Origin of the sequence: Lelliottia amnigena, assembly GCF_019047465.1 — a bacterium.
Taxonomy (GTDB): Bacteria; Pseudomonadota; Gammaproteobacteria; order Enterobacterales; family Enterobacteriaceae; genus Enterobacter; species Enterobacter amnigenus.
This window is the reverse complement of sequence record NZ_CP077236.1, coordinates 3662185-3688759: the sequence shown is the minus strand read 5'-3', so window position 1 is coordinate 3688759 and position 26575 is coordinate 3662185. Positions and strand designations below refer to the sequence as shown.

At 52.5% G+C, this 26575-nt stretch carries 27 protein-coding genes and 2 tRNA genes; 14 read left to right on the top strand and 15 right to left on the bottom strand.

Features of this window, described 5'->3' with window-relative positions:
• Positions 1–118 precede the first annotated feature (118 nt).
• A complete protein-coding gene (gene ulaA, locus I6L74_RS17375; RefSeq protein WP_059178132.1) occupies positions 119–1396 on the bottom strand; it encodes a PTS ascorbate transporter subunit IIC in 1278 nt (425 codons plus the stop codon).
• A gap of 454 nt (positions 1397–1850) precedes the next feature.
• Complete coding sequence (locus I6L74_RS17370; RefSeq protein ID WP_059178133.1) at positions 1851–2489, bottom strand: riboflavin synthase; 639 nt, start codon at positions 2487–2489, stop codon at positions 1851–1853.
• A gap of 227 nt (positions 2490–2716) precedes the next feature.
• On the opposite strand from I6L74_RS17370, the gene mdtK reads away from it, so the two are divergent.
• From mdtK to I6L74_RS17350, 4 genes are all read left to right on the top strand, one after another.
• The gene (mdtK, locus tag I6L74_RS17365; RefSeq protein ID WP_059178134.1) at positions 2717–4090 is read left to right on the top strand and encodes an MdtK family multidrug efflux MATE transporter; all 1374 of its coding nucleotides are present in this window, start codon (positions 2717–2719) and stop codon (positions 4088–4090) included.
• Positions 4091–4243: 153 nt separating this feature from the next.
• A tRNA-Val gene (locus I6L74_RS17360) sits at positions 4244–4320 on the top strand.
• 4 nt (positions 4321–4324) lie between these two features.
• Positions 4325–4401 (top strand) — tRNA-Val (locus tag I6L74_RS17355).
• A 163-nt stretch (positions 4402–4564) separates the two neighbouring features.
• The gene (locus tag I6L74_RS17350; RefSeq protein ID WP_059178135.1) at positions 4565–6175 is read left to right on the top strand and encodes an FAD-NAD(P)-binding protein; all 1611 of its coding nucleotides are present in this window, start codon (positions 4565–4567) and stop codon (positions 6173–6175) included.
• A 167-nt stretch (positions 6176–6342) separates the two neighbouring features.
• Here I6L74_RS17350 and I6L74_RS17345 read toward each other — a convergent pair whose 3' ends face one another.
• Together I6L74_RS17345 and I6L74_RS17340 are read right to left on the bottom strand one after the other, a co-directional pair.
• On the bottom strand, positions 6343–6978 hold the full coding sequence (locus I6L74_RS17345; RefSeq protein WP_059178136.1) for a carbonic anhydrase: 636 nt from the start codon (positions 6976–6978) through the stop codon (positions 6343–6345).
• Between the two features lie 72 nt (positions 6979–7050).
• Entirely contained in the window at positions 7051–7842 is a 792-nt protein-coding gene (locus I6L74_RS17340) for an MBL fold metallo-hydrolase (protein WP_059178137.1), read from the bottom strand.
• A gap of 127 nt (positions 7843–7969) precedes the next feature.
• On the opposite strand from I6L74_RS17340, the gene I6L74_RS17335 reads away from it, so the two are divergent.
• Positions 7970–8110, top strand: a complete 141-nt coding sequence (locus I6L74_RS17335; RefSeq protein ID WP_072241814.1) for a hypothetical protein — start codon at positions 7970–7972, stop codon at positions 8108–8110.
• Positions 8111–8364: 254 nt separating this feature from the next.
• Here I6L74_RS17335 and I6L74_RS17330 read toward each other — a convergent pair whose 3' ends face one another.
• The gene (locus I6L74_RS17330) at positions 8365–8532 is read right to left on the bottom strand and encodes a hypothetical protein (protein WP_072241778.1); all 168 of its coding nucleotides are present in this window, start codon (positions 8530–8532) and stop codon (positions 8365–8367) included.
• Positions 8533–8778: 246 nt separating this feature from the next.
• On the opposite strand from I6L74_RS17330, the gene I6L74_RS17325 reads away from it, so the two are divergent.
• The 4 genes from I6L74_RS17325 to I6L74_RS17310 are packed head-to-tail and all read left to right on the top strand — an operon-like array spanning position 8779 to position 11885.
• Positions 8779–9609 carry an ABC transporter substrate-binding protein gene (locus tag I6L74_RS17325; protein WP_059178138.1) on the top strand — a complete coding sequence of 277 codons (831 nt, stop codon included), beginning with the start codon at positions 8779–8781 and terminating at the stop codon, positions 9607–9609.
• A 1-nt stretch (position 9610) separates the two neighbouring features.
• Positions 9611–10426 (top strand): amino acid ABC transporter ATP-binding protein, encoded by an 816-nt coding sequence (locus tag I6L74_RS17320; RefSeq protein ID WP_059178139.1) that lies wholly within the window; start codon positions 9611–9613, stop codon positions 10424–10426.
• On the top strand, positions 10426–11202 hold the full coding sequence (locus I6L74_RS17315) for an amino acid ABC transporter permease (protein ID WP_059178140.1): 777 nt from the start codon (positions 10426–10428) through the stop codon (positions 11200–11202). The genes I6L74_RS17320 and I6L74_RS17315 overlap by 1 nt, the downstream gene beginning before the upstream one ends.
• Positions 11199–11885: an amino acid ABC transporter permease gene (locus I6L74_RS17310; protein WP_059178141.1), complete on the top strand. Its 687-nt coding sequence runs from the start codon at positions 11199–11201 to the stop codon at positions 11883–11885. Before I6L74_RS17315 ends, I6L74_RS17310 begins: the two co-directional genes overlap by 4 nt.
• Positions 11886–12131: 246 nt before the next feature.
• Here the strand turns inward: I6L74_RS17310 and fumD are convergent, their stop codons facing one another.
• The 4 genes from fumD to I6L74_RS17290 form a co-directional block, all read right to left on the bottom strand.
• Positions 12132–12341, bottom strand: a complete 210-nt coding sequence (gene fumD / locus I6L74_RS17305) for a fumarate hydratase FumD (protein WP_012017168.1) — start codon at positions 12339–12341, stop codon at positions 12132–12134.
• Between the two features lie 105 nt (positions 12342–12446).
• Entirely contained in the window at positions 12447–13259 is an 813-nt protein-coding gene (locus I6L74_RS17300; protein WP_059178142.1) for a MetQ/NlpA family ABC transporter substrate-binding protein, read from the bottom strand.
• Positions 13260–13295: 36 nt separating this feature from the next.
• A complete protein-coding gene (locus tag I6L74_RS17295) occupies positions 13296–13964 on the bottom strand; it encodes a methionine ABC transporter permease (protein WP_059178143.1) in 669 nt (222 codons plus the stop codon).
• Positions 13957–14979, bottom strand: coding sequence for a methionine ABC transporter ATP-binding protein (locus tag I6L74_RS17290; RefSeq protein ID WP_059178144.1), 1023 nt, complete (start codon positions 14977–14979; stop codon positions 13957–13959). The genes I6L74_RS17295 and I6L74_RS17290 overlap by 8 nt, the downstream gene beginning before the upstream one ends.
• Before the next feature lie 398 nt (positions 14980–15377).
• Here I6L74_RS17290 and I6L74_RS17285 point away from each other — a divergent pair, with 398 nt between their 5' ends.
• The 5 genes from I6L74_RS17285 to I6L74_RS17270 all read left to right on the top strand — a co-directional run bounded on the left by I6L74_RS17285 (position 15378) and on the right by I6L74_RS17270 (position 20248).
• Positions 15378–16748, top strand: a complete 1371-nt coding sequence (locus I6L74_RS17285; protein WP_059178145.1) for a pyridoxal-phosphate dependent enzyme — start codon at positions 15378–15380, stop codon at positions 16746–16748.
• 10 nt (positions 16749–16758) lie between these two features.
• Positions 16759–17904 carry a trans-sulfuration enzyme family protein gene (locus tag I6L74_RS17280; RefSeq protein WP_059178146.1) on the top strand — a complete coding sequence of 382 codons (1146 nt, stop codon included), beginning with the start codon at positions 16759–16761 and terminating at the stop codon, positions 17902–17904.
• A 175-nt stretch (positions 17905–18079) separates the two neighbouring features.
• Complete coding sequence (gene ynhH, locus I6L74_RS21710; protein WP_419720718.1) at positions 18080–18286, top strand: protein YnhH; 207 nt, start codon at positions 18080–18082, stop codon at positions 18284–18286.
• Positions 18283–19704, top strand: a complete 1422-nt coding sequence (gene pykF, locus I6L74_RS17275) for a pyruvate kinase PykF (protein ID WP_059178148.1) — start codon at positions 18283–18285, stop codon at positions 19702–19704. The genes ynhH and pykF overlap by 4 nt, the downstream gene beginning before the upstream one ends.
• Before the next feature lie 307 nt (positions 19705–20011).
• Positions 20012–20248, top strand: a complete 237-nt coding sequence (locus tag I6L74_RS17270) for a major outer membrane lipoprotein (RefSeq protein ID WP_012017161.1) — start codon at positions 20012–20014, stop codon at positions 20246–20248.
• 64 nt (positions 20249–20312) lie between these two features.
• Here the strand turns inward: I6L74_RS17270 and ldtE are convergent, their stop codons facing one another.
• From ldtE to sufB, 6 genes are all read right to left on the bottom strand, one after another.
• Complete coding sequence (gene ldtE, locus I6L74_RS17265) at positions 20313–21326, bottom strand: L,D-transpeptidase LdtE (RefSeq protein WP_059178149.1); 1014 nt, start codon at positions 21324–21326, stop codon at positions 20313–20315.
• Between the two features lie 98 nt (positions 21327–21424).
• Positions 21425–21841: a cysteine desulfuration protein SufE gene (gene sufE, locus I6L74_RS17260; protein WP_059178150.1), complete on the bottom strand. Its 417-nt coding sequence runs from the start codon at positions 21839–21841 to the stop codon at positions 21425–21427.
• Positions 21842–21855: 14 nt separating this feature from the next.
• Positions 21856–23076, bottom strand: a complete 1221-nt coding sequence (sufS, locus tag I6L74_RS17255; RefSeq protein ID WP_059178151.1) for a cysteine desulfurase SufS — start codon at positions 23074–23076, stop codon at positions 21856–21858.
• Positions 23073–24344, bottom strand: coding sequence for a Fe-S cluster assembly protein SufD (gene sufD, locus I6L74_RS17250; protein ID WP_059178152.1), 1272 nt, complete (start codon positions 24342–24344; stop codon positions 23073–23075). Before sufD ends, sufS begins: the two co-directional genes overlap by 4 nt.
• Complete coding sequence (gene sufC / locus I6L74_RS17245) at positions 24319–25065, bottom strand: Fe-S cluster assembly ATPase SufC (RefSeq protein ID WP_059178153.1); 747 nt, start codon at positions 25063–25065, stop codon at positions 24319–24321. Before sufC ends, sufD begins: the two co-directional genes overlap by 26 nt.
• A gap of 16 nt (positions 25066–25081) precedes the next feature.
• Positions 25082–26569, bottom strand: coding sequence for a Fe-S cluster assembly protein SufB (sufB, locus tag I6L74_RS17240; protein ID WP_059178154.1), 1488 nt, complete (start codon positions 26567–26569; stop codon positions 25082–25084).
• Positions 26570–26575: the final 6 nt, after the last annotated feature.

The following is a 26575-nucleotide window of genomic DNA, read 5'->3' as shown; positions in this document are numbered from 1 at the left end:
TTGAAAAATCCGGAAATGGTGAGCATTTCCGGATTTTTTTGCCGTTTGAACGGTGAGCGTTTTGTTCCTCACCGTTCATACCTGCCGACAAGACGTTGACCGACCGGTCATCAAGGCATTAGCTGAAGATGCGTAAAATATAATCCAGAATAAGGGATGGAAGGGTAAAGTCAGGGTCAGCGAATGTCACACCGTGAGCGCCCAGCTGAGAGAAAATCGGCAGCGTAAGAGCAGGCAATACGCATAACAACAAGCCGTTAATTCCACTGGCAATCACTGCCCCTCGGAAACCACCGGTTGCATTACCAAAGATAGCCGCCGCGCCCCCCGTAATAAAGCTTGCCATGATGCCTGGTACGATAATAGGAAGGCCTATGACCGGGAAAATTAAGATACAAACCAGTTCAACAATAAAGCTTATCAGGAAACCGATTAACGTTGCGTTTGGCGCTTTGGTGAAGAGCACCATGACATCAACGGCAGGTACGGCACCCGGGGCGAACACGCGAGCAAAGCCTTTAAAGGCGGGAACGATTTCGGCAGTAAACAGATTCACACCCGCTTTAGCCAGATAGAGACCACAGGCAAAAATAGCGGATTGCTCAAGAATAAAGATAACAACGTTTTTATCACCTGCACCTGGACCGTAAACCATTGTCATCGCATCTTTGACTTGAGGCTGGGTCGCAAATAAACATGAGATAAGCAGTAAGACCAGCATAGTTAATAGCGTGGCGATATTCGGCTCACGAATAAAATCAAATTTATTACTGATTTTCAAGTGTTCGGTATCAGTACTCTTGTTACCAAACCATTTCCCCATGTATGAGCCAATAATATAAGACGAGATGGCCGCATGTGAAATGGCATACTCATCTGAACCGATAATTTCACGGCTAAAGCGATTAAGAATAAAAGGTGATACCGCCATGTAAGTCCCGATCAGCACTGAACATATCATCACCATTTGGTAATTACTGAATCCAAATTGCATTAATACTGCAGTGAGCGCAAAAGCCATAAACAAGACGAGATGCAAGGAAAGATAAATAAATTTAAAGCGCGTGAATCGCGCCAAAATAATATTAAGTATCATTGAAAAAAGAAGAATAAGCGCTGCTGTCGCCCCTAACTTATCAATTGTCGCGGCCATGATCGCTTCATTGCTGGGGACCACACCCACGATATCAAAAGCTTTTGAGAACAGTGAACTGAACGCTGTCAGCACTTTCATTAAAATGCTGCCGCCCACTTTTATCATTGTAAAGCCAATAAAAGAAAGCGCCGTCCCGGTTATCAATCTTGATACCGATGCCTTTTGGAATAACAAACCAAGAAATGCCACAATTGCTATTATTACGGCGGGCGTTTTCACTAGCCCTAATAGTATATCCATTATCGAATCCCAGTCAGATATTGTATGCCCATGGCGAGCGTTTTATAAGAAACTCAAATCACCAGCATACTAGCACTACTCAGAATGGGTTAAGTGATAACCAAATCACAAAAGAAACGAAGTTACCCATAAAATAAAATATTGTTTCATTTTAATTGTTATGAATTGGTTTCCAAACCAGAAATTAGCGTTATAAATTTGTAACTGCCATTCTAGTCGAGTGAAATTGTGCTTTTAGCTGAAGCATTTTTAAACGCGGGCTTAATGAGCTTGAGACGGATTACGTTAAGAAAGTTGGGAGACCACTCGGTTTGCGCTAATACGTGTTAAGGCAAAATGGCGCAAATTGCTGAATATTCCGCATAAAAAAACCGGAAACGATGACCATTCCCGGATTACTCACGTTGGCGTTATTAAACCGTCAATACAGGTGCCAGGGATTAAACGTACTGAATCACTCTTCCGAGCCGAATTGACTTGCCGCTTGTTTCGCAGCCAGTACGCGTTCTACAGTGTCGACTACAGCCTGCGTTTGCGGATCAATTTCGATATTGATGCGATGACCGATCTTTTTGTTGCCAAGCGTGGTGCGCTGCAGCGTTTCTGGAATTAAATGCACACAGAAACGCGTTGGAGTCACTTCGCCAACCGTCAGGCTAATCCCATCAACACCAATAAACCCCTTATACAAAATGTATTTCATCAGGGTGGGATCCTGGAGCTTAAACCAGATCTGACGGTTGTTTTCAGACGTGAGGATTTTTGAAATCTCAGCAGTGGTCATAATATGGCCTGACATTAAATGACCGCCAATTTCATCGCTAAATTTCGCCGCGCGTTCAACGTTTACCGTATCGCCTTCGACCAACTCGCCCAAATTGGTAATACGCAGCGTCTCTTTCATCAGATCAAAGCTAATACGATTACCGTTAATTTCCGTTACCGTCAGACAGCAACCGTTGTGCGCAACCGATGCACCTGTTTCCAGCCCGTCGAGCATATGATCCGGCAGCTCTACAACATGGGTACGGAAATTGGGTTTCTCATCAATAGACACCAGTTTTGCTGTGCCCTGCACGATACCAGTAAACATGCTTATCACTCCTTTTTTATCCGCGCGGCGTTGACACCGCTTAATCGCATCACAATAACAGCTGGAAAAACAGGTTGCCAGTTAAGCGCATTTTCTGGCGATTTTTTCACTAGATAAAAGAATAAACCCCGCTACAATAGCTGGCATCCCCCCTGCATTTTCTTCTTGCTGCCAGTTATGGCGGGTTTTGTAGTCTTTCAAATAACAACAATATAAAAGGTGTTCACGTGCAGAAGTACATGCTAGAAGCGCGGCAGTTATTAGCACTGGCAATACCAGTGATCCTCGCGCAAGTCGCTCAAACCTCAATGGGATTCGTGGATACGGTGATGGCCGGCGGATACAGCGCCACCGATATGGCTGCCGTGGCGATCGGTACCTCTATCTGGCTCCCGGCAATTCTTTTTGGCCACGGCCTGCTGCTCGCGCTGACGCCCGTTATTGCGCAGTTGAATGGTTCAGGACGTCGCGAGCGTATCGCCCATCAGGTGCGTCAGGGTTTCTGGCTCGCCGGTTTTGTCTCCATTCTGGTGATGGTTGTACTGTGGAATGCGGGCTACATCATTCGCTCCATGGATAACATCGATCCCGCGCTGGCGGATAAATCCGTCGGCTATTTACGCGCCCTGCTGTGGGGTGTTCCAGGCTATTTGCTCTTCCAGGTCGCGCGAAATCAATGCGAAGGTTTGGCCAAAACCAAACCCGGTATGGTCATGGGCTTTATCGGGCTGCTGGTCAACATCCCGGTCAACTACATCTTCATTTATGGTCATTTCGGCATGCCTGAACTGGGAGGCGTCGGCTGCGGCGTGGCAACCGCTGCTGTTTATTGGGTCATGTTCTTTAGCATGATTTCCTATGTGAAGCGCGCACGTTCCATGCGTGACATCCGCAATGAAAAACGCTTCAGCAAACCTGATATGGATGTTCTCAAGCGTCTGACACAGTTGGGTTTACCTATCGCGCTGGCGCTCTTTTTCGAGGTGACTTTGTTTGCCGTTGTCGCTCTGCTGGTTTCACCGCTGGGCATTGTGGATGTTGCAGGGCACCAGATCGCGCTGAATTTCAGCTCGCTGATGTTTGTTCTGCCTATGTCGCTGGCGGCCGCGGTGACGATTCGCGTTGGCTATCGCCTGGGACAAGGATCAACGCTCGATGCACAAACTGCCGCGCGCACGGGATTGGGTGTGGGAGTCTGTATGGCGTTCTGCACGGCACTTTTTACCATCGCCCTGCGCGAGCAAATCGCCCTGCTTTATAATGACAATCCGGAAGTGATTACCCTGGCGTCGCATCTCATGCTGTTAGCCGCGATATATCAGCTCTCGGATTCCATTCAGGTTATCGGCAGCGGTATCCTGCGTGGCTATAAAGATACGCGGTCGATCTTCTTTATTACCTTCACCGCTTACTGGGTGCTGGGTTTGCCAACCGGTTATATTCTGGCACTTACAGATCTGGTTGTTGATCGCATGGGACCGGCCGGATTCTGGATAGGCTTCATTATCGGTTTAACGTCCGCCGCTATCCTGATGATGCTGCGGATGCGTTTCCTGCAACGTCAGCCGTCCAGCGTCATTTTGCAACGCGCAGCACGCTAAACCACAGATAGCCGCCTGCGGGCGGCTACTTTCTCTTCACTTTGCGCGGTAATTCCGCAATCGCGTGAAATACGAAAGAAAATTGCGATTTCTCTCTTGCCTGTTCTCCCCGGTGCCGCTAATATTCGTCCCCGTTGTCCCAGACAACACGTTGCGTTCATAGCTCAGTTGGTTAGAGCACCACCTTGACATGGTGGGGGTCGTTGGTTCGAGTCCAATTGAACGCACCATTTTGCGTCCGTAGCTCAGTTGGTTAGAGCACCACCTTGACATGGTGGGGGTCGGTGGTTCGAGTCCACTCGGACGCACCATTTCAGCTCTGAAATGGTGCACATTCCTTCTTTTGAATCCTGATTCATCCCTCTGCTAAATTCCTCCTTTCGTTTCATTTGCTCATTACCCGTTTTCTACCACAATTATTCTGCATGGCCGTTATTTCCCATGGAGTCGGTACAATAAAACAGGTAAGTCACGATGAAAAAAATTGCGATAATTGGGGCCGGGCCTACGGGCATCTACACGTTTTTCTCTTTGCTCAGACACAAGACGCCGCTTTCAGTGACAATCTATGAGCAAGCCGAAGAAGCCGGTGTTGGGATGCCGTACAGCGATGAAGATAATTCCAGGATGATGCTGGCCAATATCGCCAGCATAGAAATTCCGCCGCTTTTCTCTACCTACATCGACTGGCTGCGGACTCAGGAACCCGCGCACCTCGCCCGCTACGGCGTCGATAAATCGTCCCTTCATGTCCGACAATTCCTGCCGCGTATTCTGCTCGGCGAGTATTTCCGCGATCAGTTTCTGGAACTCGTTCAACAAGCCAGGAAAACAGGGTTTGAGGTCAACGTGATCGAGTCATGCCAGGTGAACGACCTCGAGGCGTTGCCAGACGGCGTCACAGTATGGGCAGAAAATCAGTCCAGTCCTGAGGTTTTCGATCTCGCGGTTATCGCCACAGGGCACGTCTGGCCTGAAGATGACACCTCTACGCGCGCCTTCTTTCCCAGCCCCTGGTCCGGTCTCATGGCGGCGGATATCCGCGCCTGTAATGTCGGTATTTTAGGGACCTCGCTGAGTGGCCTGGATGCCGCGATGGCCGTCGTCATTCAGCATGGCACATTCACTGAAACAGATAATCACTGTGTGACCTTCCGCCTGGATGAAGGGAGCGAGTCGCTTAACATCGTGCTGGCCTCTCGTTCAGGAATCCTGCCAGAAGCCGATTTTTACTGCCCTATTCCCTATGAACCGTTAACCCTCGCGACAGAACAGGCCATTGAAAACGAAATCGCAGCGGGCGCAGAAGGCCTGCTGGATCGCGTGTTTGCCCTCATGGTTCAGGAACTTGAACATGCCGATCCGCACTGGAGCCAAACCGTCGCACTCAACACACTGAATGCTGACAGTTTTCACGATGCCTGGTTTGCCGAGCGTCACAAGCACGATCCCTTCCACTGGGCCGAGTCCAACCTTGAGGAAGTCGAACGAAATAAACGCGACAAACGCACGGTGCCCTGGCGCTATACGATTCTGAGGCTGCATGAAGTCGTTCAGGACATTGTTCCGCATCTGAATGAAAAAGACAGAAAGCGTTTTGACGCGGGTCTCGCTCGCGTTTTCATCGATAATTATGCGGCCATCCCGTCAGAGTCGATTCGCAGGCTGCTGGCGTTACGCGAGGCAGGCATCATCAGCGTCGTGGCGCTGGGCGCGGATTACGACATGGAGGTGAAAGAGAATCTGACGGTGATTCGAACGCAGGATAAAACGTATGAATTCGACGTGTTTATCGATGCCCGTGGGCAAAAACCGCTGAAGACGAAAGACCTTCCGTTCCCGAGGTTACGCAAGCAGATTGAGGCAACCGGCGATGCGATTCCGGACGTTGGCGATGATTACACGTTGCTTGAGCCTGAGGATGTTCGCGGGAAAATTGCGTTTGCCGCATTACCCTATCTTATGCATGACCAACCCTTCGTACAGGGGCTAGTGGTCAGCGCTGAAATTGGGGAGGCCATTGCTCAGGCGGTCAATCGCCAGACATCAAAAACGCGAAAACGGCTGCCGTTTATTGAGATGTGAAGCGGTCTGATTTCGCTGCAATCGTTTAAAAGGAGCCTGTTAGCATGCTTTGCTACAGCTCTTTTTTATTTTGCGGCGTCTAACGCGGGTTGAAGCGACAAACATGACGTTGCGAAAAGGCATGAAATTCAGGGTGGGATTAATCCCCACCCTGAAAGGCCGCACGCTTACTCGAAGTAAACCTGCGGATTATCAGACAGCGACACAAAGCTTTTGCTGTCTTTATCCAGCGCACGAATATCGCCGCTTTCAATATCATAAACCCAGCCGTGCAGGCGGATGGCGTTGTTCCGTAAGCCAACGGCGACCGACGGGTGCGTTTTGACGTTATTCAGCTGAGCGATGACATTTTCCTGAACCATTGCGTTCACTTTGTCTGTCGGATTGTCCCAGGTTTTCTGCTCAACAACCGCTTTCGCGGCATCGGAATAGCGCAACCAGTGGGAGACAGCCGGCATAGGATCAAGATTCGCGTTGTCAGCAATGGCTTTCATCGCGCCGCAGTTGGAGTGACCACAAATCACGATGTCGGTTACACCCAGCGCCACGACGGCGTACTCAATAGTGGCTGATACACCACCCGGCTCTGGCCCGAACGACGGTACGATATTTCCCGCATTACGAATGACAAAGAGCTGTCCGGGTTCCTGCTGGGTGACCAGTTCGGGGACCAAACGGCTATCCGAGCAGGAAATGAAAAGCGCTTTGGGATTCTGGCTGGACGCTAAACTGCGGAAGAGTTCTTTACGTTGCGGGAAAACCTCTTTTTGAAAGCTGAGAAAACCTTCAATAATATGTTGCATAGCAATGTCTCTTTTATCTGTTTTAGTTTAGGCATGATCTGGATCACGCTCCTGAAGTTTACCCACCGCGCTTCACTTGAGACAAGAAATATATTTCTGACCCGAATGCATCACGATTTCATGCGCGTGCGCATTGATGTTCTGGCCTTCAAACGCACCGTACAGGCGGTCAAATTTAACAGGGCTCAGGCGACGGACGATCTCCTCAACCACTGCACCCGGCAGCGGCAGCATATTCGGATAGCTCCACATAAACGAGACGCGATCAGCGCCTGGCGTCACCTGCAAAATATCACCGGCGAGCAATACGCCGTCACCCTCGTGCCAGTGCAGCACCGTCCCGCCCGCAAAGTGCCCCCCCAGCCGCAGCAGCCTCACGGACGGCAGAATATCCAGAACATCCCCGTCCCAGAAATGCAGCACCGGGCTGTCTCGCATCACCCATTTGCGGTCGCTGGCGTGGAGATAAACCGGCGCGTCGAACGCCGCGGCCCAGTCCTGCATGGTCGTGTAGTAATGAGGATGCGATATTGCAATCGCGCTGATCCCGCCGAGTGCGGTAATCAGCGTTTGAGTTGCGGCATCAAGGTTCGCAATGCAGTCCCACAGCACGTTACCCTGCGGGGTTCTCAGCAGAAAAGCGCGTTGATTAATCGCGAATTTGGGCACCGTTTTAAGGCTAAGAAGGTGCGGTTCAAGCTGCTGCCATTTATTCGTGTGCGACGTTATTACGGTGTCAAAATCGACCCAAGACTGCCCGCTCACCGGAACATACTGGCGCTCGTCCTCACAAATTTTGCAACGCTCAACCGTACCCCGTGACGCGTCATAAGACGTCCCACAGGTTTTGCAGAGAATAATCATGGGCTCTCCCGTTATGTCATCAGGGAAAGAGTATGGCAGGGATTGGCCTTACGTGCGGTGATGTACTTCATCGTCCATTTTTGCCTTATAATGTTCCAGGAACAAAAACGAACAAAGTAGGTAAATGATGGAAATTGATCTCGATAATCTGGTGTTTAACGGACTGGATGAAGCTGAAGAGCGCAACGCTGAACGTCTGGAAGATGCGGACAAAAAAGCCCAGGCGGTTGTGGCTGACGATGATTGCGGCGACGCCTGCAAAATCTAATCTTTCATTATCAAAGCACTGGACTGGTTCCGGTGCTTTTTTATGCATTTATCCAGGCTGACAATCGCCGGTTGCCCGCGAATCTCATCACGATTACCGCCCGGCGCAGCGCCCATACTCATAACATCCTTCACGGCCTCCTCTTCTTTCATTGGTAGCCCACGCGGCGACGCCTTTGCAGTCAGCGTTGTGGAGATACATTCAGGTATCGGCTGCACAGTTCGTTCCAGTAAGTGACGCGCGTCTGGCGTAACTCAGCGTGATGTTTTGTCATGGAACCACTCCGGATCGATATTCGCGACATCGACGCCGTAAAGACTGGCAATCGGAAGTACCGACTCGATAACACGTTGCGCACTGTTCTCCGCACGCTCGGATGGAATTGCAAAGAACCGCCGTAACGTATTCACCCAGTTTTGCATGATTCTGACTCCTCACCGTTTTGTCTGATCTCAGTTAAACACCCGTTTTCACCACAAAGGAAATACCAATTTCGGCAGACGATGTGCGTTATCTGCAAAAGCATTCTTTTCCGCTACTTGTCGATAACACATTGTTCACTAATGCCTTTTTGCATATAGCAAAGAACGATTTCTTATTTGGCGATAGCGAACGCTTATGGGAGCGTAACGGGACAAAACAAAAACAACGGGAAAGCAGAGGAATCCATGGCAACGCATAAAAAGCATTATCAGCAGCTCGTACTGGCACTCGGTTTACTGACGGCAGGCGGTATTTTATCAACACAGGCTCAGGCCGATCAGCTCGCGGATATCAAAGCCGCAGGCGTGGTGAAAGTCGCCACTTTTGACGCGAATCCGCCGTTCGGCTCCATCGATGCGAAAACACATGACATCGTCGGATATGACGTTGATTTTGCGAAAGCGCTCGCAAAATCCCTGGGCGTTAAGCTGGAACTGGTGGCGACGAATCCCGCCAACCGCATCCCTTTGCTGCAATCTGGCAAAGCCGATCTTATTGTCGCGGACATCACCATCACCCCGGAACGTGCCCAGGTCATTGATTTCTCAACGCCCTATTTCGTAACCGGTCAGCAATTCCTTGTTCCGGTAAAATCGGCGGATAAACTCGACGCTTACAGCAAGGCGCGCATTGGCGCGGTTAAAGGGACCACTGGTGAACAGGCGTTGCATCAGCGTTTCCCGCAATCCCGCGTACTTTCCTATGATGATATTCCGCTGGCGCTGACCGCGCTGCGAAACGGTAACGTCCAGGCGATCACGCAGGACAGCACCATTCTGGCGGGCTTGCTGGCGCAAGCCCCTGATAAAGCCCACTTCAAAATTCTGCCGGACCTGCTCAGTAAAGAAGAGATTGGCGTCGGCGTGAAAAAAGGCGAAACCGCCCTGCTCAACGTCGTCAACACCGAGCTCGTTAACCTTGAGAAAAGCGGCGAAGCGGCCAAAATCTATGACGTTTGGTTCGGGCCGCAAACCCCTTCACCGCAGCCCCGCGCCTTTAAAATAGAAGCCCAGTAAAATGCTCTCAGGTTTACTCTCACGCTCCGCGGCTCGTGCCGCGGATTTTTCACATCTGGAACATGCCAGCGTTGAGTTCCGAAATGTGGTCAAACGCTACGGCGACCATCAGGTGCTCAACCGGATAAATTTCACCGTCGCACCCGGCGAAGTGGTGGCCATCCTCGGCCCCTCGGGTTCCGGCAAATCCACCATGATCCGCCTCATCAATCAGCTCGAATCTCTGAACGGTGGTGACATACTGATTGATAACAAACCCACGCGCGCGCTGACCGGCACGGCCCTTCGTCAACTGCGAAGCCGTGTCGGATTTGTGTTCCAGCAATTCAACCTATACGCCCATCTCAGCGCGTCTGAGAACATCAGTCTGGCGCTTGAAAAAGTGCACGGCTGGACACCGCCGCTGGCTCAGGCGCGCGCGCTGGCCCTGCTCGAACACGTCGGCATGGTGGAAAAGGCGCACCATTATCCGGCACAGCTTTCCGGCGGGCAGCAGCAGCGCGTCGCGATTGCGCGCGCACTGGCGTCCTCACCACAAATTATCCTGTTTGATGAGCCGACATCCGCGCTCGATCCCGAAATGATCGGCGAGGTACTGCAGGTCATGAAATCCCTCGCCCACAGCGGGATCACCATGATTGTGGTAACGCATGAGATGCAGTTCGCTCGTGAGATTGCTGACCGGGTGGTGTTTATTGACGGCGGCGAGATCCTTGAGACCGCCCCGCCAGCGCAATTTTTCCAGCATCCGGAACATCCTCGCACCCGCCGTTTCCTGCAAAAAGTGTTAAACCCGCTTCATCAGGAGCAGCCGTAATGCCCGCTCTCGACTGGCAAGGTGTGTTGACAGGACAACCTGTGCAATGGATTTTATCCGGCTTCCTGACCACGCTGTGGGTGACGCTGGCGGGGATAATCATCGCCAGCAGCCTGGCGATTCTGTTTCTGTTGTTACGCACGGCTGGCGGTAAAACGGGCAACATCGTCGTTTCCGTCTGGGTGTCGCTGTTTCGCAATACGCCGTTACTGGTGCAACTCCTGTTCTGGTATTTTGCGGCGTGGAACTGGCTGCCGTTTACGCTCCGGGATTACATCAATGGCGAACACACCTGGTCTGTTTTACCGGGCGACGTCTGGTGGTTCACGCCTGAGTTTTTATGTTCCGCCTGGGGACTTGGCGTGTTCACCTCAGCGTTTCTGGTTGAAGAAATTGAATCCGGGTTACAGGCTGTCTCGCGCGGGCAGCGGCAGGCTGCGCTTGCGCAAGGGTTTTCCTCATGGCAGATCTTCCGCTTTATCCTGCTCCCGCAAGGCCTGGCGCATGCGTGGCAGCCCGTTGTTGGCCAGTATCTGAACTTAATGAAACTCTCCTCACTGGCCAGCGGCATTGGCTTTGCCGAGCTGACCTATCAGGTGCGGCAAATTGAAAGTTATAACGCGCATGCGCTGGAAGCCTTTACCGTCGGCACGGTGCTTTACCTGCTGACCGGCGTATTAATGGGGCTGCTGCTGGGCAAACTCGGCCCCTCTTGCGCAAAGCGTATTCAGCGAGCACCAAAAATCACGATTGCCACAGGGAGTGAAAACGCATGATCGCCGGACTGGCTGTGATAACCGATAACCTGGATTATCTGCTGTGGGGGCGGCTTTCCGCAGGCCAGCCCGGGGGCGTGTTGCTGACATTGCTGATGGCGTTGGGCGCGGCGGTTCTGGCTCTGCCCACGGGTATAGCACTGGCAAGTCTGGCCTGGCGTTTCCCTGGCATGGTGCGCAAGGTGCTTTATGTATGGGCGGAAGTGATTCGCGGTATTCCGCTTATCTTTGTAATTTTCTGGATGTGGTATTTGCTGCCACTGTTAACCGGTGGGGATATGCCCGGTGCCGTTACCGTAACCCTGGCGCTGGCATGGTTTACCGCGGCGGCGGTGATGCACTCGGTGTTAGCGGGCCTTCGCGCCCTGCCGACCGGGCAATACGAAGCCGCGCTGACGCAGGGTTTTGGCACGCAGCAAACGCTATGGTTAATATTACTCCCGCAGGTATTCCGCACCATTCTGCCATCGCTTTTGGGGATTTTTATCAGTCTGCTGAAAGACACGTCGCTGGCCTTTATTGTGAACGTTCCGGAGCTAACGACCGTGGCCGGACAGGTCAATAACCGGGTGCAAATTTACCCGGCAGCGATCTTTATCTTCACCGGCCTGGTGTATTACCTGCTTTGCTGCGCCCTGGAGCAAATAGCAAAACGCTGGCGGGCAACCCGGCCAGCGTTTTGAGGGATGTACGTGATGAGAATGCGCGATGCGCCTTCATGCTTACGCGGTGAATACAACCAAGTAGATATTTTTGGATTTCATAACGCTGTTGATTAAAACATTTTTGATTTGAGGAATAATGATTCGCACATTTTATTTAAAGGTAAACATGATGTGCGCGTCATTTTTAACGCTGATTTTCAAAAGTGGCATCTGAAAATAAATAACGCGGGGTATTACTATTGCAAACAAGTAACGCTGCCAGGATTATCCCGCCAGCGATTTGATGACGGTTTCCATCGCCTGAGTGGTTAACTCGCTGCGCTTGATGCGCTGGTTTGCCAGCGAAGTGCGCAGAACGCCTGCGATAACAATGTGTTTTGGCTCCTGGCCTAAATCACGCATTTCAAGAACCACTTTGCCTACGACCCGGCACATCTCCTGATACAACGCTTCGTCTTTGGTGATATTGCCCATATTGCTCACTCCATTGGCCTTTTCGCCTAGCTTAAAGGATTCACTGGATCTATACAAAGAAAAAGCCCGGCACAATGCGCCGGGCTTTAATAAAAAAATAGATGTTTAATTATTTACAGGAATAACTGCGCCTTTATATTTGGTGCGGATCCAGTCCTGAATTTCTTTTGAATGCAGTACGCTCACCAGCGCCACGATATCTTTCTTCTTCTCATCGCCACGATGCACCGTAATGATGTTGGCATACGGGTTATTTTCACCGCTCTCGACGGCGATAGGATCGTGAACCGGGTCCAGACCTGCATCGATGGCATAGTTGGCGTTAATCACTACCGCATCGCCTTCGTCATTGTTATACATCTGCGGCAGCAGCGCGGCTTCGACGTTCGGGGTGAATTTCAGTTTTTTCGGGTTTTCAACGATATCGCTGATGCGTGCCGTTACTTTATCAATGCCCGGCTTCAGCTTGATAACGCCTTCTTTCTCGAAGATGGAAAGAATACGACCTTCTTCAGAGACCGCATCACGCATGATGATTTTGCCGCCTTCCGGCAGGTCTTTCAGCGACTTGTATTTTTTCGAGTAAATGCCAATAGGCTCAATGTGGATCGCGCCCGCACTAACGAAATCGTAATCTTTATCGCCAGCATGATCTTTCAGTACGCTGTTCAGGTAAGGAATGTGCTGGAAATAGTTCGCGTCGATGTCACGGCCCGCCAGCGCGGTGTTCGGCAGGATGTAGTCCTGGAACGGTTTGATTTCCAGATCGATGCCCTGTTTTGCCAGAATCGGTTTGGCCTGCTCCAGAATTTCGGCATGTGGCGTGTTGGACGCTCCCACGGTCAGGGTGTCCGCCCAGGATGCAAAACTCAGGGCGCTCAGCGTTGCGGCGGCAATCAGTGTCAGTGTTTTTTTCATGATGTCGTTTCCTGTGTGTTTTTAGTATGTGTAATTTCAGCGTTTATCGAGCAATGAAGTCATGACATCGCCGCAATACTGGATAATGAAAACGATGATTAAAATGGTCACCGTTGCCACCAGCGTGACGTCACCGTGGTTGCGCTGGAATCCTTCCAGATAAGCCAGATTTCCCAAACCGCCTGCCCCGATCACCCCGGCCATTGCGCTGTAGCTCACCAGGGCAATCAGCGTTACCGTGATGCCTGATACCAGCGCAGGGGATGATTCTGGCAATAAAACCCGAAAAATTAAGGTACTCAGTCGTGCACCCATTGAACGCGTCGCTTCGATAACCCCTTTATCCACTTCTCGCAGGGCGATCTCGACCAGGCGCGCATAGAAAGGGGCCGCACCGACAATCAGTGCAGGAAGTGCTGCATTCGCACCGAGAATGGTACCGACAATCGTTTTGGTGAAGGGAATCAACAAAACAATCAGGATGATGAACGGGATAGAACGGAACACGTTCACCACAATCGAGATCACGCTATACAGCGTTCGGTTCTGAAATAACCCGCCGCGCGCGGTTAAAAACAGCGCCAGGCCCAGTGCAATGCCGAGCACAAAAGTCGCGATCCCGGACAGTGCGGTCATGTACAACGTTTCCAGCGTCGCCGCCCAGAGTTGATCCCATTTCAGATGCGGGAAAAGTGTTTCAGCCATGCTTAATTACCTCACCATCAATATCGCTGTGCTTCAGGTCGGCGAGGATATTGTTCAATTGTTCTTCTGTCGCCACCACGTGCAGCCAAAGCTGGCCAAACACACCGTGGGCGGTTTGTGTCATTTTGCCGTGCAGGATATTAAACGGCAGACCGTAACGCAGCGTCAGCTCACCGACAATCGGCTTGTGTGTGCTGTGCCCGGTAAACGTCAGCTTAATGACGGTGCCTTCAAGTTCATTTGCCAGCTCCGGGTTGAATGCCTCCTCCTCGTGATACTGACTCACCTGGCGTACGAACTGCCGGGTAATCGGTTTTTGCGGATGCGTGAAGACGCTCAGGACGTCGCCCTCCTCCACCACCTGACCATTTTCCATTACCGCCACGCGGTCGCAGATTTTGCGCACAACGTGCATCTCATGAGTAATCAGCACAATCGTCAGTTTGAAACGACGGTTAATGTCGAGCAGCAAATCAAGGATCTGATCGGTCGTCTGCGGATCGAGCGCAGAGGTCGCCTCATCGCACAGCAACACATCCGGGTTATTAGCCAGCGCACGCGCAATGCCGACGCGCTGCTTTTGCCCGCCGCTCAACTGGGACGGATAGGCATTTTCGCGTCCTGTCAGGCCCACCAGCTCCACCAGTTCAGCCACCCGCGCCGTAATTTTGTTTTTCGGTACGCCCGCGATTTGCATGGAAAAGGCAATATTCTCATTGACCGTACGCGACCACAGCAGGTTGAAGTGCTGGAAAACCATGCTGATTTTCAGTCGCGCCTGGCGCAATGCTTCGCCCTTCGCCGATGAGATGTCATGGCCGTTAATCGTCACATTGCCGGACGTCGGTTTTTCCAGACCGTTCAGCAGGCGAATCAGCGTACTTTTTCCGGCGCCGCTATAGCCAATAATTCCGTAAATCTGTCCCTGCTCAACCGTCAAATTGACGTTATCAACAGCGGTGAGCGACACTTTCCCGTTGTCAAAAACCTTCGAAATATTCCTGAGAACAATCATTATTTTACTTATCCGTTACGCATATAGCGGTTTAGCAGTATGGATGTCCAAACGATAATAAACAGACGTTATCATGATTTAAATGAACAAAATAGTCTTTCTTATAACCTCCAGAAATATGTAGCGTGGCAACTGGCCGCAGGAGGATTAGCTTATTTTCAGCAATCATTATCTGTCAGATGCATATGTGACGGTGTAGTTGACGTAAAAACGCGCATTTTTGCAGCATTTTGCGCTTAGATAGCCATCCTCCCATCTGGAGCACTTGACGGCTTGCAGTCCTTACCGCCAAAAACGTCATTTATATTACTTTCCGTTCTATAAGGCAGTGAAACGTTCTTTATTGAGTAGATTTCACAGTCCTATCATCCAGCCATGTTCCCTTTCTGGAAAAGACCATGGCGATTTATCACTCCGTTACCGAACTGATCGGCCGCACGCCGATGATTCAGCTTCATAAACTGAATACCGGTCCGTGCTCGCTCTTTTTAAAACTCGAAAACCAGAATCCCGGCGGCTCCATTAAAGACCGCGTGGCGCTGTCGATGATTAATGAAGCCGAGCGTAAAGGTCTGCTCGCACCGGGCGGGACCATTATTGAAGCCACCGCCGGAAACACCGGGCTGGGGCTGGCGCTGATTGCCGCGCAAAAAGGCTATGCCTTAATTCTGGTCGTCCCCGACAAAATGAGCCGCGAAAAAATCTTCCATCTCCGTGCGCTGGGTGCGCACGTTGTGCTGACGCGGTCCGACGTGAATAAAGGTCATCCGGCGTATTACCAGGATTACGCCCAGCGGCTGGCAGAGGAGACGCCAGGCGCATTTTATATTGACCAGTTCAATAACGAGGCGAATCCGCTGGCTCATCGCACCTCCACTGCGCCGGAGCTGTTTGAACAGCTTGACGGCAGCATTGACGCCATTGTGGTTGGCGTAGGATCGGGCGGGACGCTTGGCGGATTGCAGGCGTGGTTTGCCGAGCACTCGCCACACACCGAGTTTGTCCTCGCCGATCCGGCCGGATCGGTGCTGGCCGATCAGGTGGAGTCCGGTCGTTATCAGGAAGCGGGGTCGTGGCTGGTGGAAGGCATCGGCGAGGATTTTATTCCGCCGCTGGCTCACATCGAAGGGGTGCACCAGGCGTTTCGCGTGAGCGATCGGGAAGCGTTTGCCACTGCGCGCGACCTGTTGAAAACCGAAGGCATTCTGGCCGGCTCGTCGAGCGGTACGTTGCTCGCGGCGGCGCTGCGATACTGCCAGGCGCAAACCACACCCAAACGGGTGGTGACGTTTGCCTGCGACAGCGGCAACAAATATCTGTCGAAAATGTTTAATGACGACTGGATGCGCCAGCAAGGGCTGATCGCGCGTCCTCGATCGGGCGATCTGTCTGACTACATTGCACTACGTCATGACGAAGGGGCCACCGTGACCGCCGCGCCCGATGACACGCTCGCCACCGTTCTGGCGCGAATGCGCCTGTATGACATTTCCCAGCTTCCGGTGCTGGAGAACGGCCAGGTTGTCGGCATCGTCGATGAATGGGATCTCGTCAGCCATATCGCGGGAGACGAAGCGCGTTTCGCCCTGCCCGTGACGCACGCCATGACCCGTCACGTTGAAGTGCTCGATAAACATGCGCCAGAGAGCGCGCTGAAGCCGATTTTCGATCGCGGCCTGGTCGCCGTCATTAATGACCGTGACCGTTTTCTCGGTCTGATAACGCGCAGCGATGTCCTCACCGTCTGGCGCAACCGTCTACAACAATAAGGAGAACACCATGAAAACACTGGCCACGTTAAGCGTTCACAGCGGCGAATTTCACGATCAGCATGGCGCGGTGATGCCGCCGATTTATGCCACATCAACATTTGCGCAACCGTCACCCGGCAATCACACCGGATATGAATATTCCCGCAGCGGCAATCCGACCCGCTATGCGCTGGAAACCGCCATCGCTGAACTGGAGAGCGGCACGCGCGGGTTTGCGTTCGCATCAGGGCTGGCGGCTATCGCCACCGTGCTGGAGCTGCTGGATAAAGACAGCCATATTGTCGCGATTGATGATGTTTACGGCGGAACGTATCGCCTGATAGAGAATGTGCGCAAGCGCAGTTCAGGCCTGCAGGTGAGCTGGGTTGAGCCCGGCGACCTTGCCGGGATCGACGCGGCCATCCGCCCCGAGACCAAAATGATTTGGGTGGAAACGCCGACCAATCCCCTGCTGAAACTGGCCGATCTCGCGGGGATCGCCGATATCGCCCGTCGCCATAACATTATTAGCGTCGCGGATAACACCTTTGCGTCGCCGGTCATTCATCGTCCGCTGGAGTTTGGTTTTGATATCGTGGTGCATTCTGCGACGAAATACCTCAACGGCCACTCGGATGTCGTCGCAGGGCTGGCGGTGGTCGGCAGTAATAGCGCGCTGGCAGAAAAGCTGGGGTATTTGCAAAATGCGATTGGTGGCGTCCTCGATCCGTTCAGCAGTTTCCTGACATTACGTGGAATTCGTACCCTTGCGTTGCGCATGGAAAAACACAGCGCGAATGCGCTGGCGATTGCGCAACGGCTGGAGCAGCATCCACAAATTGAAAAAGTCTGGTTCCCGTGGCTGGAAACTCATCCACATTATCAGCTTGCCCGCACCCAGATGGCGCTGCCCGGTGGGATGATTTCGGTGGTGGTCAAAGGGGATGCGCAACGGGCAACGGACATCATCCGTAAGCTGAAATTATTTACGTTGGCCGAAAGCCTGGGCGGTGTGGAAAGCCTTGTTAGCCAGCCGTACAGCATGACCCATGCGTCTATTCCTCTCGATCAGCGGCTGGCAAAGGGCATAGTTCCACAGCTGATTCGCCTGTCTGTCGGAATAGAGGATGTGAACGACCTGATTGCCGACCTGGAACACGCGCTGACAATTTAACCCTTTTGCGGCAGAGAGGTCATCTGCCGCAACAACCTGCTCTGGCACCTTAACGCGTTGATAACAATCTTATGTGAAACTGCACAGATTATTTTTGAAACGCCGTTTCCATTTTCCTTTTGTCTGAAAATCAGCGTATAATGCGCGCCTAATCCCTGGTGAATGGTTTCAGCCCTTGGAATACAAAAAACAACGTAAAATTTCTCCTCTCCTTCGTTGGGCTGATACTCAGGCACACTTTCTTCTGCACGCTCATTTGATGTCACCTATCCTTAGTGCGTGCCATTTAAAATTTCGCAACACAGGTTTGACTCCGCGGCAGTGCGCCCCCGGAGCGAGATTCCCATATCCTTCCCAACTTAAAAGACTAAGACTGTCATGAAAAAGACGAAAATTGTTTGCACCATCGGCCCGAAAACCGAATCTGAAGAGATGCTGAGCAAAATGCTGGACGCCGGCATGAACGTAATGCGTCTGAACTTCTCTCACGGCGATTATGCTGAACACGGTCAGCGTATTCAGAACTTGCGCAACGTGATGAGCAAGTCGGGTAAAAAAGCCGCCATTCTGCTGGATACCAAAGGCCCAGAAATCCGCACCATTAAACTGGAAGGCGGCAACGACGTCTCCCTGAAAGCCGGTCAGACCTTCACCTTCACCACGGATAAAACCGTTGTGGGTAACAGCGATATCGTGGCTGTAACTTATGAAGGCTTCACCAGCGATCTGTCTGTTGGCAACACCGTACTGGTGGACGATGGCCTGATCGGTATGGAAGTCACCGCGATCGAAGGCAAAAACGTTGTTTGTAAAGTACTGAACAACGGCGACCTGGGCGAAAACAAAGGCGTTAACCTGCCAGGCGTTTCTATTGCTCTGCCAGCGCTGGCTGAAAAAGACAAACAGGACCTGATCTTTGGTTGCGAACAAGGCGTTGACTTTGTTGCGGCTTCCTTCATCCGTAAGCGTTCTGACGTTGTCGAAATCCGTGAACACCTGAAAGCCCACGGTGGCGAGAACATCCAGATCATCTCCAAGATCGAAAACCAGGAAGGCCTGAACAACTTCGACGAAATCCTCGAAGCGTCAGACGGCATCATGGTTGCGCGTGGCGACCTGGGCGTTGAGATCCCGGTTGAAGAAGTTATCTTCGCGCAGAAGATGATGTTCGAGAAATGTGTGCGTGCGCGTAAAGTGGTTATCACCGCAACACAGATGCTTGATTCTATGATCAAAAACCCACGTCCTACCCGTGCAGAAGCCGGCGACGTCGCGAACGCCATCATTGATGGTACCGACGCAGTAATGCTGTCCGGTGAGTCCGCGAAGGGTAAATACCCGCTGGAAGCTGTAACCATCATGGCAACCATCTGCGAGCGTACTGACCGCGTGATGACCAGCCGTCTGGACAGCAACAACGATAGCCGTAAGATGCGTATCACCGAAGCCGTTTGTCGTGGCGCGGTAGAAACGGCTGAAAAACTGGATGCGCCGCTGATCGTTGTAGCGACCCAGGGCGGTAAATCTGCGAAAGCCGTGCGTAAATACTTCCCAAGCGCAACCATCCTGGCGCTGACGACCAATGAAACCACTGCGCGTCAGTTGGTTCTGAGCAAAGGCGTGATCCCACACCTGGTCAAAGAGATTGCGTCTACCGACGATTTCTATCGTCTGGGTAAAGAAGTTGCGCTGCAGCTGGTTGATCGTGGTCTGGCACGTAAAGGCGACGTTGTAGTGATGGTTTCTGGTGCACTGGTTCCAAGTGGCACCACCAACACGGCATCTGTTCACGTGCTGTAATCATTAACCAACGAATTGTTTTTTACAAAAAGCGCCCTCGGGGCGCTTTTTTATTTTTGACAACGCCATGTTTATTCTAAAAGCAAATCGAGTTTTTCTATTTAAGAGTGAATTATCTAAGATGAATCCGATGATAAATCCCTTTTTTAACATAGCTTTTTTAAAGAATTGCCCGGATTCGTTGTTTCTTTGAGCGAACGATCAAAATTAAGGGTATTCCCATCAAAAAAATATTCTCAACCTAAAAAACTTTGTGTAATACTTGTAACGCTACATGGAGATTAACTCAATCTAGAGGGTATTAATAATGAATCGTACTAAACTGGTACTGGGCGCGGTAATCCTGGCTTCTACTATGCTGGCAGGTTGTTCTTCTAACGCTAAAATCGATCAACTGTCTTCTGACGTTCAGACTCTGAACGCTAAAGTTGATCAGCTGAGCAACGACGTGAACGCAATGCGTTCTGACGTTCAGGCTGCTAAAGACGACGCAGCACGCGCTAACCAGCGTCTGGACAACCAGGCTACTAAATACCGTAAGTAATAGTACCTGTTAATAAAATGGCGCACATTGTGCGCCATTTTTTTTGCCTGTTTTCCGCGAATCCCTACTGCATCACCACGTCCTGCTCGCCTTCAGAGACTGCCGCTGAAACACGAGTGTTCTGCACCGACAACACCGCACTGTTCGCAGAAGGGCCATTACCGGCCGACACAGCGACCGGAATCCCGGCACGACGCGTTAACGCTTTGTCGATCAGCGCCTTGTCATTCCCTTCCTGAGACGCAAACGACGCAAAGTCTGCGTTGTGGAGGATTGGCGTGGTTTGCGGGTTCTCGCCTTCTGTCTGCGCCAGAGGACGGTGCACCTCAATGTAGTGCCTGCCATCCGGTTCTACCGAGAACTTCACTGGTTCATTGATGATCTGCACGCGCGTCCCCACGCGGGCCTGCGCAAACAGCGCTTTAATATCCGGGGCGTTCATTCGCATGCACCCGGAACTGACACGCAGCCCGACGCTATCGGGAGCACTGGTGCCGTGGATAAGATATTCTCCATTACCTATCCCCAGACGCAACGCAAAGCGCCCTAACGGGTTATTAGGCCCTGCTGGTACTACCGGCGGCAGTTTGATGCCCTGAGCCAGTGAGCGCGCTCTGATGCCCGCTGTAGGCGTCCAGGTTGGATTAGGGATCTTCTGGCTTACCCGCGTGGTGCTGACCGGCGTCTCCAGTCCTAATTGCCCTATCCCTAACGGATAGACCTGGACGATATTTTCACCCGGCGGGAAATAATAGAGCCGCAGTTCGGCCAGGTTCACCACAATGCCTTCTCGCGGCGTATCAGGGAGCAGCATTTGCGACGGGATCGTAATCACCGTGCCGGGCGCAGGATAGACCGGTGCAATCGTATTATTGGTTTCGAGGATCAGTTGCGCCGCCGTATTAAATCGTCGGGCAATAGCCTGCAAATTTTTATCCCCTTCCTGAATGGAATAGGTTTGATTTTGACCGATAAGACGACTTCCCGCAGGCGGCAACGGGTAATCCATCGCGCTCGCAGAATGAAGGCCACCGAAAGAGCTAATCAGTAAAAGAGTAATAAGAGACGCGCGCTTCATGCTGAGATTCCTTATTCACTGACAGGACGCCAGAAAGCTGAAAAACCCGCGAGATGGGAACCACCTCGCGAAACATGAATGAATGCTGTTTTGTTAGTTTAGCTAATGTTGGCGGCTTTGGAGCGGATTGCGCGGATCATCGCTTCCAGCCCCTGAGATCGGGAAGGGGTTAAATGCTGTGCCAGCGCCATTTTTTCGAACCACGGGCGAATGTCAAAGGCGACAATATCCTGCGCGGACATCTGGTGATACAGAATGAAAACGACGGCCACCAGCCCTTTGACAATCGCCGCATCGCTATCGCCCTGCAACTCAATCACGCCATCATCGTTCTGGCGCATCACAATCCACACCTGACTCTGGCAGCCCTGAATAATATTCTCCGGGCTATGTGCCTCTTCGCAGAGAACCGGCAGTCGCTGCCCCAGCTCAATGATGTACAAGTACTTTTCTTCCCAGTTGGCGCAACGGGTAAAGTTACGCAACAGTTTATCTCTGTCCGGCAACGCGGCCATCTCTTGCCTCTCTCTTATCCCAGGAGGTGATGGATGCGTTTCAGCCCCGTCACCAGCCTGTCGACCTCTTCCGTCGTGTTATACATCACCAGCGACGCGCGGCACATTGCCGGCACCTGGTAAAACGCCATCAGCGGCATTGCGCAGTGGTGACCCGTGCGGACCGCCACGCCATAGTTATCCAGGAAACTGCCCACATCGTAGGCATGATGTTTGCCCAGATTAAAGGCAATAACGCCTTTACGCGAGTCAGGACCATACAGGGTCAGATCCGGCACGCTGGCCAGTTCCGCGAGCGCATAGCGCATCAGAGACGCTTCATACTCTGCGATAGCATCCAGCCCGATCGTCGAAACGTAGCCGATTGCCGCACCCAGCCCAATGATCCCGCCGGTATTCGGCGTACCCGCTTCAAACCGCCACGGGGCTTTGGCGTACGTCGTCCCCTGCGTCAGGCTGACGGTCGCGATCATCGATCCGCCCCCTTCCCACGGCGGCATCGCCTGCAAAATAGCGTCTTTCACATACAGCATGCCGATACCGGTAGGGCCGTAGAGTTTGTGGCCGGAAAACACGTAAAAATCACAGTCCAGCGCCTGCACGTCAACGGTGTGATGCATAACGGCCTGCGCGCCATCCACCAGCACTTTTGCGCCAGCCTGATGCGCTTTCGCAATGATTTCAGCGACCGGATTCTCCGTGCCCAGCACGTTAGAGATCTGCGTAATCGCCACCAGTCGCGTACGCGCATCGAGCAGCGCGTCGAGCTGCTCCAGCTGCAACGTGCCGTCCACATTGAGTGGGATGACGCGCAGCTGCGCACCTACACGCTCGCAGAGCATCTGCCACGGCACGATATTGGCGTGGTGCTCCATCTGGGTGATCACAATATTATCGCCCGCCTGCACTTGGGCATTGCCCCAGCTATTGGCGACCAGGTTAATCCCTTCTGTCGTGCCGCGTACAAACACCAGCTCTTCCGGCGAACGGGCATTCAGGAATGTTGCCACCTGCGTGCGGACAGTTTCCATACGCTGCGTGGCTTCTGCGCTCAGGGTATGGATCCCGCGATGCACGGCCGCATAGCCGTGGCGGTAAAATTCCATCTCGGCGTCAATCACCTGATTCGGCTTTTGCGCACTGGCTGCGCTGTCGAGATAGGCAAGCGGCAAACCGTTGACTTCACGGGTCAGGACAGGGAAATCCGCCCGCACTTTCTCTACCGGGAAACTCATGCTTTGCCTCCAGGCAAACGCTGACCAATGCGTGCCAGCACCTGCTGTTTGAGTACTTCGTCGCCGAGTGCTTCCGTCAGTTCCGCAGCAAACGCGTAGATGATCATTTTCTGCGCGGCCTGTTTGTCAATCCCACGCGAACGGAGATAGAACATCTGTTCGTCGTCGATACGACCGACCGTCGCGCCATGGCTGCACTTCACGTCATCGGCGTAAATTTCCAGCTGCGGCTTGGTATCCACCTCAGACAAACGCCCCAGCAGCAAATTGTTGTTGGTCATCTGGCCGTCAGTTTTGATAGCGTGTTGCGCAACATTGATCATGCCGTTAAATACCGCACGACCCTTATCGTTGACGATAATTTTGTGCATCTGGCGGCTATTGCAGTAGCCCTTATTATGCTCAACCCAGGTGCGCGTATCGCACACTTCAGATTTCACCGGCATCGCGAGGCTGTTAATGCGCAGTGTGGTATTTTCGCCGTTGAGCTGGGTACTGGTGTTGTGGCGCAGCACCGAACCGCCGAGCAGGAAACTGTGGCTATACGCCGCCGCATCGGCTGCCATAAAGAGATCGTTATGGGCAAAATGGTGACAAGACGGGTTTTCGAACGCCAGCTTGATGTGATGCAGTTGCGCATTCGCCGCGACGTTCATCGTCACCCGCGCGCCGGTGAAATGCGCAGTCTCGTTCAGGCTGACGTAATGCTCAAGAATGGTCGCATCGGCCCCTTCGGCCAATTCAACATGGTGACGATAATGCGCGGTGTTGACCTCGTCGCCCTCAAGACCCTGCGTGATATGCAGCAGCAGCAACGGTTTTGCCGGACGCTGATTACGCTTAACGCGAATGTGCGTCACGCTCGGAGAAAGGCTTTCGGTCAGATGCAGAAACACGTCCGGCTGCACTGGTGCGGGCAAGGCCTGACGATTGTCGTTAATCTCAACGTCAAAACCGCTGCCTTCGGTGCTATCGCTAAGTGACGGGTTATAGCACCCGTCGACAAACACCAGGCGCACGGCGTCAATATTCAGCGCCAGCGCATCGCGCTGAGCCGGGCTAACGTCCGCCAGCCGCGTCACAAACTGGCTGTTCAGCAAGCCGTCCAGCGGGGTGTATTTCCAGTTCTCATGCTTACGCGTCGGCAGGCCCAGTCGCAGCATGTGTTGCAGATGCTGCTGCGCGTATTCCGAACGCGTTTTGCCCTGCGCTTCAAACAGGCGATGCCACTGCTGCAGCGCGTTACTGCTGTTCGGTAAGCCAGCCATAGCCCTGCTCCTCCAGTTGTTTGACCAGCGTAAAATCACCCGATTTCACAATACGGCCCTGGTACAGCACGTGGACGTGATCCGGTTTGATATAGTCCAGAATGCGCTGGTAGTGGGTGACGATAATGAAAGAACGTTTGCCGTCACGCAGGGAGTTCACGCCGTCAGCGACAATTTTGAGCGCATCAATGTCCAGCCCGGAGTCGGTTTCATCCAGAATGCACAGCTCAGGTTCAAGCACCGCCATCTGCAGAATATCGTTACGCTTTTTCTCACCGCCGGAGAACCCCACGTTCACCGAACGGGTCAGCAAATCTTCCGGCATTTTCAGCAGTTTGATCTTCTCTTCCATCAGATCCTGAAAATCAAAACGATCCAGTTCTTCTTCACCGCGGTATTTCCGCACCGCATTCAGAGACGTTTGCAGGAAGAACTGGTTGCTGACGCCCGGGATTTCGACCGGGTACTGGAAAGCCATGAAAATGCCTTCGCCCGCGCGGTCTTCCGGTGACAGTTCCAGCAAATCTTTGCCTTTGAATTCAACCGTTCCGCCGACGACTTCATAGTCTTCACGTCCGGCAAGCGTAGCCGACAGCGTGCTTTTACCGGAGCCATTCGGGCCCATAATGGCGTGCACTTCGCCCGGACGAACCTCGATGTTCAGCCCGCGCAGGATCGCTTTATCTTCCACACTGACCTGTAAATCTTTAATGCTTAACATGTGCTTTCCTTAATCCTTAACCGACGCTGTGTTCGAGGCTAATTGCCAACAGTTTTTGTGCTTCAACGGCGAACTCCAGCGGCAGTTCAGAGAACACGTCTTTACAGAAGCCGTTCACAATCATCGAAATGGCATCTTCTTCGCTGATCCCGCGCTGCAGACAGTAAAACAGCTGATCTTCACCGATGCGCGAAGTGGTGGCTTCATGTTCAAGCTGAGCCGTATTGTTACGGCACTCCACATACGGGAAGGTGTGCGCGCCGCAGTCGGTGCCAATCAGCATCGAGTCGCATTGGGTAAAGTTGCGTGCGTTGGTGGCCGTCGGCATGATTTTCACCAGGCCGCGATAGCTGTTCTGGCTGTGTCCGGCGGAGATCCCTTTCGAAATAATTGTCGATTTGGTGTTTTTACCGATGTGAATCATCTTGGTGCCGGTATCGGCCTGCTGATGCCCGCTGGTCAGCGCTACGGAGTAGAACTCACCGATGGAGTTATCCCCGCGCAAAATGCAGCTCGGGTATTTCCAGGTGATGGCTGAGCCGGTTTCCGATTGCGTCCAGGACATCTTGCTATTTTCACCTTCGCACAACGCGCGTTTGGTGACGAAATTCAAAATCCCGCCCGTATTGCCATCGCCCGGGAACCAGTTCTGCACGGTGGAATATTTTACTTCCGCATCTTTATGGATAATCACTTCCACCACCGCTGCGTGCAGCTGGTAGCTGTCGCGCACGGGCGCAGAACACCCTTCGATATAACTGACGTAGCTGCCTTCGTCGGCCACCAGAATGGTGCGCTCGAACTGTCCGGTTTTTTCGGCGTTGATACGGAAATAGGTCGACAGTTCCATCGGGCAACGCACGCCTTTCGGAATGTAAATAAAGGTCCCGTCAGAGGCCACAGCGGCATTGAGTGCGGCAAAGAAATTATCGTTACTCGGCACAACGGTGCCGATGTACTTTTTCACCAGATCCGGATGATCGTGGATCGCTTCGCCGAATGAACAGAAGATAATGCCCTGCTCCGCCAGCTTGCCGCGATAGGTCGTGGCGACGGAAACGGAGTCAAATATGGCATCGACCGCCACTTCGCGTCCTTCACGGACCGGCACGCCGAGCTGTTCAAACGCCTCTTCCACCTCTTTACTCAGATAACTATTTTCCCCGGTCTGCTGCACAGCGCCAGGCTGTGAGGCACAGGTATCGTCACAGCTACCGCAAGACGGCGCGGAATAATAGCTGTAATCCTGATAGTTAAGATGTTTATAGTGCGCCTTCAGCCAGTGCGGCTCTTCCATCTCCAGCCATGCGCGAAATGCGCTCAGGCGAAATTCGAGCATCCATTCTGGCTCGTTACGCTTTGCCGAGATTGCCCGCACGACATCTTCGTTAATGCCTTTTGCGAGCTCATCAGTTTGTAGCTGGGTGAAGAACCCCTCTTTGTAATTGAGGTGCCCGCCGCTCCAGGTGTTGACATCGTCTGTTGCTTCAGTATTACGAGACATAGTACC

Excerpts from the sequence above, each read along its gene's own strand:
- sufS (WP_059178151.1), bottom strand. The coding sequence starts at position 23,076 with ATGAGTTTCCCGGTAGAGAAAGTGCGGGCGGATTTCCCTGTCCTGACC.
- I6L74_RS17280 (WP_059178146.1), top strand. The coding sequence starts at position 16,759 with ATGAAAACACTGGCCACGTTAAGCGTTCACAGCGGCGAATTTCACGAT.
- fumD (WP_012017168.1), bottom strand. The coding sequence starts at position 12,341 with ATGGGCAATATCACCAAAGACGAAGCGTTGTATCAGGAGATGTGCCGG.
- I6L74_RS17325 (WP_059178138.1), top strand. The coding sequence starts at position 8,779 with ATGGCAACGCATAAAAAGCATTATCAGCAGCTCGTACTGGCACTCGGT.
- I6L74_RS17335 (WP_072241814.1), top strand. The coding sequence starts at position 7,970 with ATGGAAATTGATCTCGATAATCTGGTGTTTAACGGACTGGATGAAGCT.
- I6L74_RS17300 (WP_059178142.1), bottom strand. The coding sequence starts at position 13,259 with ATGAAAAAAACACTGACACTGATTGCCGCCGCAACGCTGAGCGCCCTG.
- I6L74_RS17350 (WP_059178135.1), top strand. The coding sequence starts at position 4,565 with ATGAAAAAAATTGCGATAATTGGGGCCGGGCCTACGGGCATCTACACG.
- ldtE (WP_059178149.1), bottom strand. The coding sequence starts at position 21,326 with ATGAAGCGCGCGTCTCTTATTACTCTTTTACTGATTAGCTCTTTCGGT.
- I6L74_RS17295 (WP_059178143.1), bottom strand. The coding sequence starts at position 13,964 with ATGGCTGAAACACTTTTCCCGCATCTGAAATGGGATCAACTCTGGGCG.
- I6L74_RS17270 (WP_012017161.1), top strand. The coding sequence starts at position 20,012 with ATGAATCGTACTAAACTGGTACTGGGCGCGGTAATCCTGGCTTCTACT.
- I6L74_RS17330 (WP_072241778.1), bottom strand. The coding sequence starts at position 8,532 with ATGCAAAACTGGGTGAATACGTTACGGCGGTTCTTTGCAATTCCATCC.
- sufC (WP_059178153.1), bottom strand. The coding sequence starts at position 25,065 with ATGTTAAGCATTAAAGATTTACAGGTCAGTGTGGAAGATAAAGCGATC.
- ulaA (WP_059178132.1), bottom strand. The coding sequence starts at position 1,396 with ATGGATATACTATTAGGGCTAGTGAAAACGCCCGCCGTAATAATAGCA.
- I6L74_RS17370 (WP_059178133.1), bottom strand. The coding sequence starts at position 2,489 with ATGTTTACTGGTATCGTGCAGGGCACAGCAAAACTGGTGTCTATTGAT.
- sufD (WP_059178152.1), bottom strand. The coding sequence starts at position 24,344 with ATGGCTGGCTTACCGAACAGCAGTAACGCGCTGCAGCAGTGGCATCGC.
- I6L74_RS17310 (WP_059178141.1), top strand. The coding sequence starts at position 11,199 with ATGATCGCCGGACTGGCTGTGATAACCGATAACCTGGATTATCTGCTG.
- I6L74_RS17290 (WP_059178144.1), bottom strand. The coding sequence starts at position 14,979 with ATGATTGTTCTCAGGAATATTTCGAAGGTTTTTGACAACGGGAAAGTG.
- pykF (WP_059178148.1), top strand. The coding sequence starts at position 18,283 with ATGAAAAAGACGAAAATTGTTTGCACCATCGGCCCGAAAACCGAATCT.
- I6L74_RS17285 (WP_059178145.1), top strand. The coding sequence starts at position 15,378 with ATGGCGATTTATCACTCCGTTACCGAACTGATCGGCCGCACGCCGATG.
- I6L74_RS17345 (WP_059178136.1), bottom strand. The coding sequence starts at position 6,978 with ATGCAACATATTATTGAAGGTTTTCTCAGCTTTCAAAAAGAGGTTTTC.
- I6L74_RS17320 (WP_059178139.1), top strand. The coding sequence starts at position 9,611 with ATGCTCTCAGGTTTACTCTCACGCTCCGCGGCTCGTGCCGCGGATTTT.
- I6L74_RS17315 (WP_059178140.1), top strand. The coding sequence starts at position 10,426 with ATGCCCGCTCTCGACTGGCAAGGTGTGTTGACAGGACAACCTGTGCAA.
- I6L74_RS17340 (WP_059178137.1), bottom strand. The coding sequence starts at position 7,842 with ATGATTATTCTCTGCAAAACCTGTGGGACGTCTTATGACGCGTCACGG.
- sufE (WP_059178150.1), bottom strand. The coding sequence starts at position 21,841 with ATGGCCGCGTTGCCGGACAGAGATAAACTGTTGCGTAACTTTACCCGT.
- sufB (WP_059178154.1), bottom strand. The coding sequence starts at position 26,569 with ATGTCTCGTAATACTGAAGCAACAGACGATGTCAACACCTGGAGCGGC.